Raw genomic sequence first — 17,198 nt, 5'->3', positions numbered from 1 at the left:
CGGACGGCACGCCGGGCATGAGCGCTCAGTCGAAGAAGTGTTCCTCCCGAGCCCGGGTGATCGCCTCGACGGCGCTGTGCACACCGAGTTTCTTGTAAACCCGGCCCAGTTGGGTCTCGACAGTCCGCTTGGACACGTCCCGCTGGCTCGCGATCCGGGCCACGTCACTGCCCTGATAGAGCAGGCGGAGAGTGTTCAGTTCGGCGGGGGTCAGCTGGTACGGAAGCCGAGCGGGCGCGGGGCGATCGCCCAGGTCCAGGTCGGCCCTGCGGGCCAGCGTCCGCACCCGTTCGCGCAGCGGTGCGGCACCGAGTTCCGTCGCCGTCTGGTAGGCGATGCGGGCGGGTTCCCGGGCCCCGGCCCGCTCGCCGGCCCGCAACGCGGCCTCGGCCTGGCGCCACCGGGCGTACGCGGCCGGGAACCGCCGGTCCAGCGCCGCCCATCCGTCGGCCACCTGGCCCCAGACCCGCGCGGTGTCGGTCCTGCGGATCCGCCGCCGTTCCGCCGCCAGCAGCCGCGCCAGCTGGGCGGTTTCCTCCGACACCGGTGCGCGCCGCACGGCCTCGCCCGCCAGCAGGGCGAGGCCGTCACCGGCGTCCGCCGCCTCCTGGTCGGCGGCGCAGCGCATCCCGACCGCGCACAACCGCAGCAGCTCCAAGGTGTTCTCACCCTTGCGCACCGCGGCCAGCCCCCGGCCCACCTCCGCCACCGCGCGGGTCAGATCGCCCTCCTCGATCGCCAGCTCGGCGCGGATCGCGTGCAGCGGCCCGAGGAATCGCGGATCGGCGCCGTGCTCCACGTCGTCGATCGAGGCGAGCAGCTCGCTCGCTCGCCGGAGATCGCCACGGTGCACCTGGATCTCGGCGAGCGTGAGACGGGGATACAGGCTTTCCGCCGGACGCAGATCCTGGATCGCCTCCGTGATGATCCGTTCGGCGTCGTCCCACTCGCCCAGCAGCACCAGCGCGGCGCTGGCGTTGTTGGCCACGATGGTGCTCTGCCGGCTGTCGGTCAGGCCGAGCCGGCGTGCCTCGTCCAGCCCGTCCCGCGTGACCTCGGCGGAGTCGCGCAGCCTCCCCGCGTGTTCCAGGATCAACCCCAGATTTCCGTACGACCGGAGCAGGTCCTCGATGTGCGCCACCGACCGGGCAATCTCGATGGACCGGCGGAGCCGCACCTCGCCCTCGGGATCGCCACGCATGCCGAGGGCGAGCCCGGAGACGTTGAGCGCGCGGCCCTCCTCGGCGTACGCCCCCACCTCGATCGCCATGCCCAGCGCTTCGTCGGCGGTCTTTCCGCCCTCCTCGTAGCGGCCGGCCTGGAGGTGGGCGAGGGCGATGCCGGCCAGCACCCGGGCCTGCACGGCCGACGGCGGCCGGTCGGCCAGCAGGCGCGCCGCCTCGCGGAAGGCAGCAGCGGAGTCGGCCCATCTGCCCGCCTCGGCCAGGTAGTTGGCCCGCCGCTCGTGCAGCTCGCCGAGCTGCCCCGGGTCGCCGCCGTGGTCCGGCGCGTCGATGGCCTGCTCGACCAGCTCGATCGCCCGGTCGACCCGCCCGGACCAGCGCGCCGCCGCGGCCGCCTCGGCGAGCAGCCGGAATCGGGGCATTCCGGCCCGCGCCTCGGCGTCCTCGACTCGATGCCACAGTCGCAGGGCCCGGTCGAACTGCAGATCGGCGGAGGGGAACGCCAACGTGCGGGCGGCGGCCTGACCGGCCGCGACCGCGTACGTCAGCGCCTGCGGCCACACTCCCGCCTGGTACCAGTGGATCGCCTGCTCGGCCGCGGCCGAGCCCTCGGTCACGCACAACCGGGAGTCGGCGGCCAGCGCCTCCGCCATCGCGACGTGCAGTTCGACGCGAACATCGGGGGCGGTCTCCTGCAGGACCGTCTCGCGCAGCAGCGCGTGCTGGAACCGGTACACCCCCTGGCCGGCGCTGAGCATCTGGTGGTCGGCGCACTCGTGCAGCGCGTCCCGCAGAGTCTCGGCCGGCATGCCGCTGACCGCGTGCAGCAGCTGCCGGCTCATCGCGCGACCGGCCACGGCCGCCGTCTGCAGGACCCGGAACGCGTCCTCGGTCAACTGGCTGAGGCGGCCGAGCATCATCGACCGGATGTCGGGCGGCAACGCGATGTCCTCGTCCCCGCCCGCCAGCGCGCCGGTGGCCATCAGCTGTTCGGCATAGAACGGAATCCCGTCCGACAGCCGCAGACACCGCTCGGCCAGCCGGCGGTCGACCTCGCCGAGCAGTTCGCGCATCTCGTCGAGGGTGAAGGGCCGCAGCTCGAAGCGGTCCGTGCGGCGCAGGAAGGTGGCACCACCGAACAGCTGCCACAACGGGTGGGCCCGCCCCACCGGCCGGTAGGTGCCGACCAGCAGCACCCGGCGATCCTCCGCGCGGGTCTGGGCGAGGTGCCGCACCAGGTCGAGCGTGGACGGATCGGCCCAGTGCAGGTCCTCCAGGATCAACACCACCGGGGCGTCCGTCGCGATGTGGTCCAGCATCCGGCGCACCGCGAGGAAGACCTGCAAGGGCACGCCCATGGAATCGTTGCCGAGGTCGAAGAAGGCGGTCAGTTTCCGGTACGCCGGGCCGCCCAGCTCGGTGGCCCGGCCCTCGCCGTACTCCAGGCCGAAGTTGTCCAGCACCTCGATCAGCGGTCCGTACGGCATGGGATCACCGAAGTGTTCCTCGCATGCCCCGGCCAGCACGTGGATGCCGGCCGGCCGCTCCCCGCGCAGGAACTCGCTCAGCAGCCGCGTCTTGCCCAGACCCGGCCCGCCGCCGACGAGTACCGTCCGGGCAGCGCCGTCGCGGACCTCGGACAGCCGCCGCGTCAACCGTTCCAACTCGTTCGGACGACCGACGAACGGCGACTCCTCGGTCACCTGCCACCTCCCCCAGGGTCGTCCGTCGTGCCCGCCGGCAGCACCTCCCGAACCACAGCCACGATCCGGTCCAGCTCGCCCGCGTCGCGCAGCACCAGGGCGAGCCGGTCGTCGTACGCCCGCCCGATCGGGCCGCCCCCGGCGTCGGCGCCGAACACCGCGTTCAGCACCTCGGCGACCACCACGCGTGCCGGCTCACCCCGGGCCAGCCGGGCCCGGATCAGCTCGACGGCACTGTGCGCCAGGGCGGTGAGGAGCCGCTCGCGCTCAGTGTACGCATCGACTGGCGTCTCGGTGCGGTCGTCGACCTGCTCCGCCGAGGCGACCGGGGCCTGCTTGTGACCGAGCGGTGTCTCCACGTACCGCTCGAACCACCGCGGCCGGCGGCCCATCGCCCGCAGTACGGCCCGGATGTCGGCCCGTACGTCGGCCTCCCCGTACGATCCGCCGGCGTGCCGCTCACAGTGCCGTGCCACCCAGCTGTCGGTCGGCCACAGGTCGTGACCGGCCGTGACCGGTGTGCCCACCCAGACGAGCATCTGGGTGGCCAGGTCGATCAGCCAGGCGTCCCCGTTCAACTCGGTGGCGAGCCAGGACGGCACCCGGGGTCGCTGAAGCGCGCCGTACGCCCCGCGCCGCCGACGATGTCCGTCGACTGTGGCCGGGACCAGCCGGCCGACTATCCAACCCTCCAGGTTCTCGATCCGCGTGCTCGCCCTGCGGGTGACGTCGTCGACGACGGCCTCGACGTCGTTCTCGAAGCGATCCAGGCATTCGTCGCTCAGCCGGGTCACCGATGCCGCACAGCCGACGTGGCCCCGCCGCATCTCGATCCGCCGGGTGAGCCGCCGGTAGACCACCGGCCACGCGATCGAGTAGGTCGCGCCGGTCAACCGCGACCGGTGCGGCCCGGTCGCACCCGCGATCGCGGTGGCCAGCAGGCCGCGACGCGCCAGATCCCGGACCTCCTCGACGCCGTCGGTTTGGGTCGATCCGAGCACGGCACCCTCCTAGGAGTCGGACCAACGAAGGTGACCAACTCTGACCCGGAGGACTGCGCAGCGTGAACAGCGGGACGATCCGTTTGCGTCACCGGTCAGCCGGACGGGCGCGCGGCTCAGCCGGTCCGGGCAGCCGCTCGGTCCACAGGGGAGGGTGGGTAGGCCGGTTCCGGCGGATGAACGGCGTAGCCCGAGGGTCACCGACTTGGCCCGAAAGCGTGATGCCGTCCTGACCGCAAGCGGCTCCCGATGGAGCCGTGTTCGGTGCATCCTGACGAAGAGGCAACCGAGATCGGCTGACAGGACGGCGACCATGACGGCTTCGGACGAGCTGCGCGAATACCTCGCGTCGGAGCTGCGCGAGGCCACCTCCGCCGCCATCCGCGCCGGGGCGACCCCCGACGCGGTGACGGCCGACCTCGAGGAGCGGTTGCGCCGGGTACGGCTCATGCTGGCCGGGCTGGAGGACCCTGCCGATCCCGGTCCGGCTGACGGATCGACTCGCTGATCGGGCCCACGTGCGGTTCCCGGTCGGTGGCGAAGCGGATCTGGTCGCCGGGCCGCACCCGGGTGCGGTCGTGGATCTCCGTACCGTTGATGAAGGTGCCGTTCGGCGCCTCCGGGAACGGGGTGATCCAGGCGGTTCCCTCCTCGTCCACGCTCACCGTGGCGTGCCGCCGGGAAACGTTGGGATAGCCGGCGAACACGTGTCCGTGCTCGCCGGCCCGGCCCAGCTCGACGGAGCTTCGCCGGGCCGGTACGACCACCGAGCCGGACGGAAAGCTGATCACCAGGGCCGGCGGGACGAGCGACTGGTGGCACACCGTGCACCGGTCGTTGCGAAAGTCCGTTGCCCGGGCACCGCAGGACCAGCATGCCGGAGCCGGCGCTGCGCCCGTGGGCGTGTCCGGCGCGGCCTCGGCCGGCACCGGATCGGTGGCGGCTGGCGCGGGCACCAGCTCCTCGCCCGGATGTTTCGGGCAGAAATAGCCCGTCTCGGCCGGGTAGTTCTGCCCGCAGCGGGGACAGTGCAGCTCGGTATCCATCAGTCGTGCCTCGCGTCCAGCGTCACCACGCCGTCCGTGGCGACGATGTCGTCGACTCGTACCTTGCCCGATCGCACGTCCGCGTCGAAGAGGTAGCGGGCGAGCGGGTTGACCAACTTGCTCTCCACCTCGTTGCCGATTCCCCGGCCGCCGTATGTCAGCGTCTCGGGGGCGGTGCACCACCCCTCCAGACGCTGCCGGGCTGCGGGGGCCAGGTCGAGCTGCACATCGTGCTCCCGGGCCAGCCGGTCCCGGACGTTACTCAACTGCCGGTCCAGGATGCTGAGGGCGGTCGGTTCGTTGATGAAGTCGAACACCACGATGTTGTCGCCGAAGCGGTTGAGCAGCTCGGGACGGCCCAGCTCGCGGGTGAAGGTGTCCTTGATCGCCGCCTTGATGGTGCGCTCCAGCTCCTCGTACGCGATCCCCGGGTGGACGAGCTGGATCTTCTCGCCGGTCTGCGGATCGTCCCGGAAGATGCCCAGGTTGGAGGTGAAGATCAGCATGCACTCGGTGAAGTACGTGGTGACGCCCTGTCCGTCGGTGAGCCGGCCGTCGTCCAGGATCTGCAGGAACTTGTCGAAGATCTGCCGGTCCGCCTTGTCGAACTCGTCGAACAGGACGACCGAGAAGGGCTTGCGGCGGATCGCCCCGGTCAGCTCGCCGCCCGCCTCGTACCCGATGTAGCCGGGCGGTGCGCCGGTCAGCCGGTCGGCCGAGTGGCTCGTCGCGAACTCCGACATGTCGAACCGCAGATACGCCTCCGGGTCGCCGAACAGCATCATGGCCAACTGCTTGGCCAGCTCGGTCTTGCCGACGCCGGTCGGCCCGGCCAGGAACAGCACCCCGCGGGGCCGCTTCGCCGAGCTGGACGCCTGCGCCCCGGACAGGCCCAGCGCGGCGCGCTTGAGGATGTCGAACGCCTTCACCACGGCCGCCTCCTGACCGAAGATCTGGCCCGGGATCTCCCGCTCGCCTCGGACGATCTGTTCCCGGACGGTCTCCTGCCGCCACGGGTTCTCGTCCACGCCGATCCGGTAGATCTGGATCGCCTCGTCGAGGCGGGCGAACGGGATCTTCCGGTCCGCGCCCAGCCGGGCGATCTCCCGCATCGAGTGCAGCGTCATGTCGTCCGTGCGCTGCGCGAACCGGACCACGCCCGGGTCGGTCGCGGCGGGCGGATGAGGGGTGCCGGTGACGATCGGCGCGAAGTACCGGGCGGCCTTGATCCGGTCGGCCAGGCCGCAGTTGGACACGGCGATGGTGCGTACCCGTTCCATCCCGACGGTCAGCCAGGCCGGCAGGTCCCGCTCGCCCTCGGACAACCAGATGACCGGGTTGTAGAGGTCGGTCGGCCGCTCGGGCGGGCCGCCGAGGTGGGTCTCGGCGGTGGCCGCCAGCTTCTGGGCGAACAGGAAGAAGTCCCGCTCGACTCCCTCCAGCGCGGCCTGGCTGCGCGGGATCCGGGCCGCGTAGTCGATGACCAGGGCGGCCCGGGTGCCGGATGGATCCGCGGCCGGGGTGTCCTCGGGCTGCCGGTCGCCGGGGATGGCGTCGGCGTCGATCGGCGGCGGATCGGTCGCCCCGGCCACCCGCGCCATGCAGGTGCGCAACCGCTCAAGGGTCTGTTTCCGCCCGATCATGCGCCGGCCGAGGATCTGCTCGGCGGCCGCGCGCGCGTCCCGGTCATCGGGCGGATAGACGGTGACGCCGTCGACCTGGTCGGAGACGATCAGACAGCGGTAACCGGACGGTCGCAACGCCTGCCAGAGCACTTCGAGCAGGGGAACCGGACGGACACCGTCCGGGGTGGGACGTCGGGTCTCCGGCACCAGATAGAGATCGCGTACGTTGCCGTACAGGACGTACTGGGAGTGCACGGCGAGGGTCCCGGCCAGTTCCTGGGCGAACGACGGGAAGCCGGGCAGGAACTCGGACGATGTGCTCATCGATTCTCCTGGTTGGGGTCGATCTGTCGCAGGACGGGTTCGGGCACCTCGATCGGTGCGGGCGTGGCAGCCGACCGTGGATCGATGTCCACCAGGGCGCGAACCGGCTCGTCGGGCACGTGCACCCGGGCGGCGATGCCGCGCCGGCCCAGTTCCTCGCCGACGCGCCGCAGGCCGTCGTTGAGCTCGGCGCAGCGGACGGCTTCCCCGCCGGCTCCGGCGGCCACCTGGACCAGTTGCGAGTGCACCCGGCCGGCCTCGTCGAGCCACACGTCGGCGACGTGACCGCCCCGCCAGTCCGGCCGGGTCACCAACAGCGCGGCATGACGCCGCACCTGCATGCCGGTGGTGACCGAGTAGCCGAGCTTGCCGAACGCCTCGGCCACCCCCTCCAGCAGCCGCCGGCGGTCCAGCTCCACCTGCACCCGGTTCAACGCGTTCTGCGCATCCCGGCGATCGGCCGAGGTGAGGTCCGCCTCGCCGAGCACCACGGCTCGCAGCCGTTCGATCGCGTCGAAGCACGGGGGCCGCGGCGTACCGAAGTCGTTTATCACCTCGGCGACGAGCGGCTGCTCCAGCGCGGTCAGCAGATTCGCCGCCTCGCGACGGCGCGCGATGCGCGGGTTGAGATCCACGTCCACGGTCCGGGCGAGAGACTCCACGAAGGTACGCCCCATCGGGGAGTGCTTCTTCCGCTCCGCCTTCGCCGCCGCCTCCAGCGCCTGGATCCGGTCGTCCGACGTGGCGTCGGTGTGCAGGCGGCTCAGGATGGCGTCGATGTCGGCCTGCAACCGGCTCCCGTCGACCTTCGCCGGCGCCGGCGGTGCCGCGCTTTCGTGCCGCCCTCGCGAGGCGAGTACCGCCTGATAGCGGGCGAGCAGTTCGGTGGCGCTCGGCTCTCCCGCAGCGCCGGCGGCCATCCGGGACAACAGCTGCTGTCGCTCCCGTGCCGCCTCGGCCCGCTCGACCGCGGCCCGCGCTGCGGACAGCGCCTCCTGAGTCCGCGCCACCAGGCTCGGCGCGCCGGTCAGATGGCATCCGGTCAGATCCACCGGCCGGGGCAGGGCCAGCTGGACGCCCGCCCTCGCGGCGCGGGCGGACAGCAGGCGAAGGTCCTCATTGGTCCGGGCCACGGAACCCGCGGCCAGGTCCCAGAGTTGGGCCCGGATCTCCACGTCGTCCTGCGCGTCCGCCCTGCGCTCCATCTCTTCGCCGAATCGCTCCAGCGCCCGGCCGGTGGCCTCGGTGCCCGCCTGCGCCGCCCGGATCGCCAGCATCGCGGCCGCTCCGGCCCCGGCGGCAGCCAGCGCCACCGGGGCGACGATGAGGCCCACCGGCAACACTGCGATCTCTCCACCACTCATGAATCCGCTCCTTCTGCGGCCCGGGCCGGGCCGTCGTCGTTGTCTGACGGCCGGCGTCGCTCGGCTGCGGCGATCTGCTCCTCCTCGGCCGCCACCTGGCGGCGCCACGCCGCCCAGCGGCGCGACACCCACCCGAGGTGACCGATCGTCGTGGCGATCACCAGGTACTGCGGGAACAGGCTCGCCACCAGAGCGACCGCGGCCAGCGCCCCCAGCAGCGCCAGCGCCGCCGGGGCCCACGATCGCTGCATCCACCGGCCGAGCGGGCGCAGCACGATCGCACCCGCGCCAGGGATCGAGTACCGGTTGTGGAACCGGCCACCGATCTGGACGGCGAGGAGACTCTCGGCGAGCAGCGCGACGGAGAGGCAGCAGGAAGCGGCCACCCAGGCCAGGCCGATCACCCGGTCGTCGGCCCGGCCGGCGGCGTCGGCGCCGGTGATCGCCGCGACCCAGCCCACGGCGATCAGGCAGACGCCGGTCACCGCCCAGCCCAGGGCGACCGGCCGGTTCTGCCGGCGCGACCATTCCCGGAATGCGGCTATCGCGCGCGCGGACTCCTCGCCCAGCTCACGAACCTGGACCCGGTCGGCGATGGTCCGGGCGCGCGCGGTCGCGAGGTCGGCCAACAGCAGCGCCGCCCAGACCGTCTCGGGATCGTGGGCCAGGTCGGTGAACCACGGCACCTCCCAGGCAAGCTCCGCGTCGGTCCGCCGCGTCTCCTCCAGTACGGCGCGCAGGTCGTCCGGCTGGCGCAGTGCGACGCGCAGGCACACCGCCATCCGTTCCCGGTCGGTGACGGTGTCCCGCAGATGCCGCTGAGCCTCCGGGTCGGTCACCTGCCGCACCAGTTCGGGCCACTCCCGATAGGCGCGGCGCCAGGCCCGGTCCAGGTCGGTGAGGGCCTGACCGCCCTGCTCGCCGTCCTCCGGGGCCGACGTGTCGAACTCCCGCAGCAGCCGCCCGTTCCAGAGGTCACTGAGCACCTCGGCGTTGTCACCCTCGTTCGCCAGCGCCCGCTGGGCGATGGCGAGCAGGCCGCGGCGCGAGATGACGTGGTTGCGATAGACCGCTGGCCGGGCCGGATCGAGCGCGCGCAGGATCCGGAGCAGCCGCAGGTGCCCTGACTCCGTGGCCTCTCCGACGGCGGCCACCACCCGGCGGGCCTCGGCCGCGTCGTCGTCGCCGAACTGGCCGAGCCAGGCCGACAACCCGTCGAGCCCGCCGTCCCGCTCGACGATCGTCCGCACGGAATGGTTCCAGGCGGTCGTCATCGCCGTCGCCAGCTCGTCGCGCAGATGATACGAGCTGCCACGGAACCGGTACGGCTTCTCCGCCGCGTGCGGCGTCGACCCGGCCGAGGGTGCGGTACGGGGCGGCGCCGGCGCGCGGCGGGCCAGCCACAACCCGACCTTGGTGCCGCCCCAGCGGTCCGCCGGATCGGTCACCAGAAGCCCCTGGCACAGGGCGCGCAGCCGGTCGTCCGGCACACCGGAGACGTCTATCGGCCGGGTCTGCCCGAAGTGGCGCCGTACGTCCTCGTCGCTCAGTCCCTCGAACGGGTGCTCACCGGCGGCCAGCTCGAGGATCGTCAGCCCCAGGCCCCACCAGTCGGTCGCCGTGCCGACCTGTCCCAGGTTGCTCCACTCGGGCGGCTGATAGAAGCTGCTGATCGGCTCGGTCCACTCGGCCGCGCCGATCGGCCCGGCGATGCCGAAGTCGACGAGGGTCGCCTCCGACCCGTCGAGCATGACGTTGGCCGGCTTGACGTCGCGGTGCACGTACCCGTGACCATGCAGGTCCATCAGTGCCGCGGCGATCTGCCGCACCACGGGGGTGAGCTGGGCCAGCCCGAAACCGCGGGAATCCGCCCGCTGCCGCTCCCGCAGGGTCTGGCCCGGGACGAAGTCCATCACGCTGTAGTCGGCCTCGAACTCGAGGTGCCGGACCACCCGAGCATGCCGGCCGGCGAGGTAGTCGACCAGCCCCGGGTCGGGCCGGCGGGCGAGCTGGTGACGCTTGACGACCGCCTCGGTGCCGTCCGCGCGGACCCGTACGACGAACAGTCCCGGCCGCTCCAACCGCCGGAGCAGCTGGTAACGGGCGGCCAGCCGCACCGGCAGCCCGTCGGCGGGCCAGTCGTCCGGTCGGCTCCGACCGGCGTCCAGCAGCGTCTCGTCCAACGCGTCGCCGCCCCGCGCCGGCGGGAACAGCCTGGTCCGCCCCGCGTCCAGCAGGGTCTCGTCCAGCACGGCCGGTCGATCGGGCTGGCTCATCCGCCGCTCACACCTCCGCGCTCCGGTCCGCCAGAACTCTGGTGACCCACCAACCCCCGCCATAGAGGGAGTGACGGACCAGTGAGCTACGTGCAGCTGTGGGGCCGGCGTTTCGGCCAGGCCCTCACCGTTCTCCGCGACCCCGACGCGGGTCTGCTCGATCCGTTGCCCAGGCCCGCCGTCAACCCAAGGGTCGACGCCGCACAACTCGTCGCGCAGGCCAGGGAGAAGGGTCTGAGCGACGGCCGGCAGGCCCTGTACGACGGGTGGTCGTTCGGGCACGAGGGCGACCCACCGCACGCGGTGGGCGAGCCGAAATACGTCGAGACGCTGCGCCGGCTGCGCGACTCCGCCCTCAACGAGCTCCGTGACCGGCAGCAGAAGACCGCCGACCGGTTGGTCGACCTGCACCACACCGTGCGGGAGGCGGACCTGGCGATGCGGGCGGCCCGCGACCGGATGGCCCGGATCGCCACCCGTGACCAGCACGACGAGGACGACTCGCTGCGCGCCCACCTGCGCCGCCGGAACATCGACACCGACCGGCTGCAACTGCCGCCACTGAACAGCGAGGTGTGGGAGGGCGACGCGCCGCCGATGCGTCTGATCTGGCGGATCCTCGTCCTGATCTTCCTCGTCGCGGTGGTCTTCGAGATCGAGCACTACGTCGCCGGGGCGTACCTGCCGTTGACCGAGCTGGGACGGACCACGGGTCTGCTGCTCACCGGCGCGATCGCCGCCCTGACCGTCCTCGCGCCGCTGATGGCCGGGCAGCTCTTCCGCAACCGGCACGCGACCGGATTCGACCGGCTGCTGGCCCCGCTGACCTTCGTCCTGCTGCTGCCCACAATGGCGATCATCCTGGGCTTCGGACTGCTCGCCGCGAGCTTGTTCGACCGCGGCGTCACCGGCGGGGCACCGTTCGACGCCGCCACCGACCCGTCCCGCACGGCCGCGCTCGGGCTCACCCCGGCGACGCTGATCGTCGTCTTCGACGTGGTGCTGTTCCTGGCGTGCCTGATGGCGTACCTGTTGGGGCTCGCCCAGCCGCATCCGTTCCAGCAGGCCTTCGCCCGCAGCCGGCGGGTGCGCAACCGTACTCTCGGGGTGACCCAGCGGATGGGTAACCGGATCAACCCGGACTACCGGGCGATGACCACGATGGACGACGGGCCGGACGATCGGGACCCGGTGGTCGCGCCGGAACAGGAAGCGGCGATCAGGAACGCCTACCGCGCCGCCGAGGAGGCGTACTACCAGGGGTTGATCGAGGCGGTGGCGGATCCGACGTTCACCGAGGCCGTCATGCGGCATCGGCGAGAGCCGGAGCCGGCCGGTGAGTGAGCACCTGCGGCTGGCCCGCGCCCACTTCCCGGTGACCTCGCTGGGCTACGGTCACCGCCTGGTGCTCTGGGTGCAGGGCTGCCCGCTGGCGTGCCCCGGGTGCATCGCGAAGGACACCTGGGACCCCGAGGGCGGCGTCCCGGTCGATGTCGCGGACCTGCTCGGGGACGTCCGCCGGGCGGTCCTGGCCGGAGCCGACGGGCTGACCGTCAGCGGCGGCGAGCCACTGCGGCAGGCCGCCGCGGTCGGGTCGCTGCTCCGGGGCGTACGGGAGCTGGGCGCCGCCTTCGACGTGCTTCTCTACACCGGGTTCGAGCTGGACGAGTTGGACCCCGCGCAGCGGGAGACGGCCGAGCTCGCCGACGTGCTGATCACCGGGCGGTACGTCGCCACCGCCCCCACCGGGCTCATCTGGCGCGGCTCGGCGAACCAGCGGATGCACCTGCGTACGCCCTTGGCGCGCGACCGCTACACGGAGTTCGTCGAGTACGAGCCCGAACACCCGCCCATCCAGATCGAGGCCGACCGGGAAGGCCGGCTGTGGTGGGCGGGCGTTCCGAACCGTCCCGAGACCAAGCGTGCTCTCGACCGAGGACTGGCGGCGCTCGGCTACTCCGTCGAGTCGGCGAGCTGGCGCCGCCAGTAGCGGCACCTCAGTCCGTCTGGCTCGGCTCCCGCTGCGGCCCCGCGTCCGGCCCTGCGTCCGGCCTTGCGTCCGGGCCCGCGTCCGGCCCCGCGTCCGGCCCCGCGTCCGGGCCCGCGTCCGGGCCGGCGTCCGGGCCCGGCTCGGTGGGCTCGGTCACCGGCCGGCGCGGGCGGATCAGCCGACGCCAGCCCGACTCCGGCGGCGCCTGGAACCGCCGGACGAGCATCGCCGCCTCGGCTCGGACGCGCCGGGCCGCGGACTCGCACCGCTCGACCTCGACGATGTACTGCCGTTTGCGGCTGTCCCGCAGGTGGTCGAGTTGCTGGCCGAGGGTCCGCGCCTCGGCGACGTCGCGCAGCAGCGCCCCCTGCCGCGGCTGGGCCCGGCGGAGGCGCCGATCGCTGCGCCTGACCTGCCCGACCTCCTCGCGGGGCCGGCGATACCCCGCGGTGAACGCGATGGCCCCGGTGAGCAGATAGAGCAGGAGCAGCACCATGGCGCCCAGGCCCGAGCTGGGGTCGGTGGACTCCGTGGCACCACTGATGAACGAAGCCTGCGCGTCGTTGCCGGGCAGCGGGGGTGCGAAGAGGCGGAGGGCGAAGGCGCCCAGCCCCATCGAGAGCCACAGACCGAGGAGCGACCAGCCGGACACCGCGCGCCGGACGTTCCGTCGCTGCTCCCTGACGTGCTTGAACCCCTCACCGGCCCAGTGCGCGACATAGGTCGTGGTCACCGCCAGGGCGGCCACCAGCGGCCACACCCTCGCGTCGTTGAGAATCCGCTCGACGACCTGGTTGAAGGTGATGAGGTCCGCGACCATGGCGAACAGCAGCACGATGTAAAGAATCAACTGGCCGATCCACCCGCGACCGGCCAACTCGCCGACCTTGCCGGTCTGGTAGCTCGGTCCCGAGTCCTCCTCGCCGTCGGGACCGGCCGGTTCCGGGGTGTCACGCTGCTCGACGGCGCGGATCGCCCGCTGCTTCACGTACTCAAGCTCTTTGATCTTGCCGCCCCGGCCCTCCGACTCGTGGTCGAACTGGGTGACGAGGCCGTCGATCCGGGCCTGCAGGTCGCCCAGCTCGACCTCCTCGGCCGTGTGGTGGCGCAGGATCGCGGCCTTCATCTCGATCACGTGCGACTCGATGACCTCGTCGATCGCCTTCATCACACCGCCGTCGATGCCGAACGGCGCGACGGTTGCGAGGTGCCGCCTGACCCGGACCCTGAGCCGGTCTTCGTCGTCCATCGCCGGGACACGATGCAGGCTCAGTTGCCTGAGCCGCTTGGCGGTCCGACGCAACTCGGTACGGCGCTTCCATTCCTTTGGCGTCTTCACGACGAGCTCCCGGTGTCGGGGGAAGGGGACGATGTCTCGAGAACCCAGGTGGGAAGTTCAACCGGGGGGAGGGTGAGCAGCGGGTAGAGCGTCCGCCCGTGCGGGTGGGCCCGTGCCAGCGCCGCCAGATATTCGGCGGTACGCCGCTGGTACAGCTCTACCGCGCCGCGGGCGCGGGTGCCTGGACCGGAGGCCGCCGCCTGGTGCTGGCGCACCGCGGCGACCCGTTCGGCCCGCCGGCGGTCGACCTGGTCGCGGGCGCGGTCGAGTTCTTCCCGCGCTCGCGTGATCCGCCGGGAGCGGGCCACCTCCCGGCGGTGCCGCAACATCGCGTCCGACCAGCGCTGCTCCTCCCGGTTGCGGGGTAACAGCTCCTCATCGGTCAGCGGACGCCGTGCCGCCTCGACGCGCTGCTCGCACCGTACGACGTCCTCGCGAGCCCGTTCGAGCCGCTCGTCGCACCGGTCGAGCTCGATCGCCGCGGCCCGGCCCATCGTGAGGAACTCGGCGTGCAGCTCGTCGAGTTTCTCGTGCAGTTCGGCGAGCAGGACGAGCTGATACCCGACGGTGACGGTCTCCCCGGTGCCGGCCAGCTCCGCCTGGCGGCGCCGCACCTCGGCCAGGGCCGGGATGCCTTGCTCGCCGTCGTGCGTTCCCCGGTTCCGGTCCGCGCGGCGCAGCGCGGCCGGGTAGGACGTGTCGCTCGTGGCCACCATGTCCTGTGCTGACGGACGGTCCGTCAGCACAGGACATGACGACTCGCAAGTCTGCCCGAATCGCCGCCCTGGCACTGTGTGTGCCGCTGGTCGGTGCGATCGCCGGCTGCATCCCGCTGATAGGCGAAGAGTTCACGTTCAACTGTCCGCAACCCGCCGCCGCGGGCCTCGGCATCGCGGTCGGCGCCCGGGCCAACAGCCCCGCCCCGGCCCTGACCACCGACGTGCGCAAGCTGATCGTCGACACGATGAACGGCTGCGGCAAGATCACCACGATCCGGGTGGACGGGCGTCCCAGCATCGTCGACGACGCGGTTTTCGGCACCCAGGCGAAGACCAAGTCCAACTTCGCCATCGACCAGAAGGCGTTCCTGGACCGGGTCGGCGCGATGATCGCGAACGCGAAGGCAGGGGCACCAGAGGCGAATGTGCTGAAGGCGCTGAGCGTGGCGTCGGACGCGGCCGGCCCGGGCGGCACGGTGGTGCTCGTCGACTCCGGCGTGCAGACCACCGCCCCGCTCGACTTCCGCAGGAACGACCTGCTGTCGCGGCGTCCGGAGGCTGTCGCCAAGCTGCTCCGGCAGCAGCGTCTGCTGCCCGACCTCCGGGGCCGGAAGGTCATCATGACCGGCCTCGGCTACACGGCGATGCCGCAGGAGCAACTCGACGACCGCAACCGGTCGACCCTGGTGAACCTGTGGCGCGAGATCGTCCTCGCCGCCGGCGCGAAGGATCCGGTGATCGACTCGAGCGCCAACACAGCGGATTCCGCCGTGACCAGCCCGACCGTGAGCGTGGTGCGGTTCGTGGTCGGCGACATCCGGCCCGACTGCGACACGCTTGCGGTCTTCCCGGACAGCGGCGCGGTCGGATTCGTCCCCGACGAGGCGGAACTCCGTGATCCGGCCGGCGCCCGCAAGGTCCTCGCCACGTTCGTCGCGTTCCTGCGCGGTAACCCCACCGCGCAGGTAGTGGTCAGGGGATACGTAGCCCACTACGGCGCCGGCGACCTGTCCCAACGCCGCGCCGACCGGGTGAAGCGGGAGTTCGTCGCCCTGGGCGCCACCAACAGGATCACCGCGAAGGGAATGGGTTGGGGCCCGTACCCGAGCGTGAGTGCCCCTCCGGACGAACGGTACGACCAGAAGAACCGCATGGTCACGATCGAGGTGAGCTGTTGACCACCGTGGAACTGAGCGAGGCTGCGCCGGCCCCAGCGGCCTGGACGGACATCCCGAATGCCGGACCTCATCGACCTGGCCCGGCCTTCCTCACGGCGGTGGTGCCCGAAGCGAAGGGGCCGTCCCGGTTTCCCGAAACGGCCCCTCATCTGCTCGGGCGCCACGATCCCGTTCTGCGTCAGATGAGCGACGATCAGCCCGTGGTGCAGGAACGGATCTGAGCTCTGGCACCGCTGTTGCCGTTCATCATCGTGGTGAAGCCGAAGGTGTTGCCGCTGCCGTTGGACCGCATCGTCATCACGTAACCGGTGCTGTCCCAACTGGGGGAGCCGTTCCAGGTAGTGACGATCCGCTGCGGCGCGGTCACCGCCACGACCACCGTCCAGTTGCTGGCCCCCTGAACCGTCACCGACGTGTTGTACCGGTCACCCCAGACGTTGGGAGTCGTCGCCGTCGCTGTGCACCCGCTGGTGGGCGGTGGAGTGGTCGGCGTGCCGGTCGGCGGCGGAGTGGTCGGCGGCGGAGTGCCGTCCGGGGCCACCGCTCGGCCGGTGCTCGGTGAGATCATGCCCGGACAGAGGTTGCGGCTGCTCAGGTTGGCCATGATCTGCGGAATCGCGTCGCGGGTGTTCTGTATGCCGTCGTGCATCAGGATCACCTGGCCGGCCTGGAGGCGGCTGGCGTTGGAGACGATCTGGCTGACGCTGGCGCCGTTCCAGTCCTGGGAGTCGACGTCCCAGATCACCTGGCGCAGGCCAAGCGACGTGGCGACCGACTGAAGGGTCGAGTTGGTCTCCCCGTAGGGCGGGCGGAACAGCTGCGGCCGGACGCCGGTCGCCGACTGGATGGCTGAGTTGGTCTGGGCGAGGTCCGACTGCATCTGGCTCTGGCTCATCGAGGTCATGTGCGCGTGGTTCCAACTGTGGTTGGCCACCCACATGCCCGCGTCGACCTGGGCGCGCGCGGCGGACTGGTTGCTCTGCACGTTCTGCCCGACGTTGAACATGGTCGCCCGTACGCCGTTCGCGCGCAGCACGGAGAGCAGTGCGCTGGTGCTGCCGGTCGGCCCGTCATCGAAGGTGAGGCCGACGTACCCGTTGCAGACGGCGGCGCTGGACGGAGTGGCGGCGACCGCGAGACCGGCGGCGCTCAGCGCCACGGCAGAGGCGAGCACGGCCAACCGCGTGAGACGCGATGTTCGGGGGGTGGACGGGCGGCGGGAGCCGCCGATGCTGGAGTACATGCGCAGGTCCTCCTTGGGACGGGTGACACCTGACGACGCATGGCTTCAATCGACACAGGTTGATGTCGCCGTGTTCGGAGTATTGCAGCGGCGTTTCGAACAGGTCAATGATTTTCCGGAAGTTTTCCGGAAAGAGTCAGCCCCTAGTCAGTCGCCATGCATCCCGGTGCCGTGCTGTCCTTCGCTACCGTCAGCCTGGGGCAGCG

The 17,198-nt window shown here is 71.8% G+C and carries 14 protein-coding genes; 5 read left to right on the top strand and 9 right to left on the bottom strand.

The features are described 5' to 3' along the window. Positions 1-25 precede the first annotated feature (25 nt). Entirely contained in the window at positions 26-2,887 is a 2,862-nt protein-coding gene (locus tag AB0C17_RS19995; RefSeq protein ID WP_357479782.1) for an AAA family ATPase, read from the bottom strand. Next, entirely contained in the window at positions 2,884-3,888 is a 1,005-nt protein-coding gene (locus tag AB0C17_RS19990) for a hypothetical protein (RefSeq protein WP_357479779.1), read from the bottom strand. The genes AB0C17_RS19995 and AB0C17_RS19990 overlap by 4 nt, the downstream gene beginning before the upstream one ends. Before the next feature lie 313 nt (positions 3,889-4,201). Between AB0C17_RS19990 and AB0C17_RS19985 the strand changes: the two genes are divergently transcribed. Next, positions 4,202-4,396 (top strand): hypothetical protein, encoded by a 195-nt coding sequence (locus AB0C17_RS19985; RefSeq protein WP_357381863.1) that lies wholly within the window; start codon positions 4,202-4,204, stop codon positions 4,394-4,396. Here AB0C17_RS19985 and AB0C17_RS19980 read toward each other — a convergent pair. The 4 genes from AB0C17_RS19980 to AB0C17_RS19965 are packed head-to-tail and all read right to left on the bottom strand — an operon-like array spanning position 4,335 to position 10,523. Next, positions 4,335-4,934 (bottom strand): FHA domain-containing protein, encoded by a 600-nt coding sequence (locus AB0C17_RS19980; protein ID WP_357381865.1) that lies wholly within the window; start codon positions 4,932-4,934, stop codon positions 4,335-4,337. The genes AB0C17_RS19985 and AB0C17_RS19980 overlap by 62 nt on opposite strands. Continuing rightward, complete coding sequence (locus AB0C17_RS19975) at positions 4,934-6,883, bottom strand: AAA family ATPase (protein ID WP_357479777.1); 1,950 nt, start codon at positions 6,881-6,883, stop codon at positions 4,934-4,936. Before AB0C17_RS19975 ends, AB0C17_RS19980 begins: the two co-directional genes overlap by 1 nt. After that, on the bottom strand, positions 6,880-8,247 hold the full coding sequence (locus AB0C17_RS19970; RefSeq protein WP_357381868.1) for a hypothetical protein: 1,368 nt from the start codon (positions 8,245-8,247) through the stop codon (positions 6,880-6,882). The genes AB0C17_RS19975 and AB0C17_RS19970 overlap by 4 nt, the downstream gene beginning before the upstream one ends. Next, complete coding sequence (locus AB0C17_RS19965) at positions 8,244-10,523, bottom strand: protein kinase (RefSeq protein WP_357479774.1); 2,280 nt, start codon at positions 10,521-10,523, stop codon at positions 8,244-8,246. The genes AB0C17_RS19970 and AB0C17_RS19965 overlap by 4 nt, the downstream gene beginning before the upstream one ends. A gap of 81 nt (positions 10,524-10,604) precedes the next feature. Between AB0C17_RS19965 and AB0C17_RS19960 the strand changes: the two genes are divergently transcribed. Then, complete coding sequence (locus AB0C17_RS19960; RefSeq protein ID WP_357381872.1) at positions 10,605-11,867, top strand: hypothetical protein; 1,263 nt, start codon at positions 10,605-10,607, stop codon at positions 11,865-11,867. Next, positions 11,860-12,513, top strand: a complete 654-nt coding sequence (locus tag AB0C17_RS19955) for a 4Fe-4S single cluster domain-containing protein (protein ID WP_357479771.1) — start codon at positions 11,860-11,862, stop codon at positions 12,511-12,513. Before AB0C17_RS19960 ends, AB0C17_RS19955 begins: the two co-directional genes overlap by 8 nt. A gap of 7 nt (positions 12,514-12,520) precedes the next feature. Here AB0C17_RS19955 and AB0C17_RS19950 read toward each other — a convergent pair whose 3' ends face one another. Further along, positions 12,521-13,762, bottom strand: coding sequence for a hypothetical protein (locus tag AB0C17_RS19950; protein ID WP_357479768.1), 1,242 nt, complete (start codon positions 13,760-13,762; stop codon positions 12,521-12,523). Between the two features lie 86 nt (positions 13,763-13,848). Next, positions 13,849-14,568 carry a hypothetical protein gene (locus AB0C17_RS19945; RefSeq protein WP_357381878.1) on the bottom strand — a complete coding sequence of 240 codons (720 nt, stop codon included), beginning with the start codon at positions 14,566-14,568 and terminating at the stop codon, positions 13,849-13,851. 35 nt (positions 14,569-14,603) lie between these two features. Here AB0C17_RS19945 and AB0C17_RS19940 point away from each other — a divergent pair, with 35 nt between their 5' ends. Both AB0C17_RS19940 and AB0C17_RS19935 read left to right on the top strand, forming a co-directional pair. Beyond that, on the top strand, positions 14,604-15,749 hold the full coding sequence (locus tag AB0C17_RS19940; RefSeq protein WP_357479765.1) for an OmpA family protein: 1,146 nt from the start codon (positions 14,604-14,606) through the stop codon (positions 15,747-15,749). Next, positions 15,746-15,970 (top strand): hypothetical protein, encoded by a 225-nt coding sequence (locus tag AB0C17_RS19935; protein WP_357381882.1) that lies wholly within the window; start codon positions 15,746-15,748, stop codon positions 15,968-15,970. Before AB0C17_RS19940 ends, AB0C17_RS19935 begins: the two co-directional genes overlap by 4 nt. On the opposite strand, the gene AB0C17_RS19930 is transcribed toward AB0C17_RS19935, so the two are convergent. Further along, positions 15,943-16,992 (bottom strand): polysaccharide deacetylase family protein, encoded by a 1,050-nt coding sequence (locus AB0C17_RS19930; RefSeq protein ID WP_357381884.1) that lies wholly within the window; start codon positions 16,990-16,992, stop codon positions 15,943-15,945. The genes AB0C17_RS19935 and AB0C17_RS19930 overlap by 28 nt on opposite strands. Between the last annotated feature and the right edge of the window lie 206 nt (positions 16,993-17,198).

The sequence above is a fragment of the Micromonospora sp. NPDC048887 genome (assembly GCF_040649715.1).
Taxonomy (GTDB): domain Bacteria; phylum Actinomycetota; class Actinomycetes; order Mycobacteriales; family Micromonosporaceae; genus Micromonospora.
The sequence above is the reverse complement of the archived record's forward strand: the minus strand, read 5'-3'. Positions and strand labels throughout refer to the sequence as shown.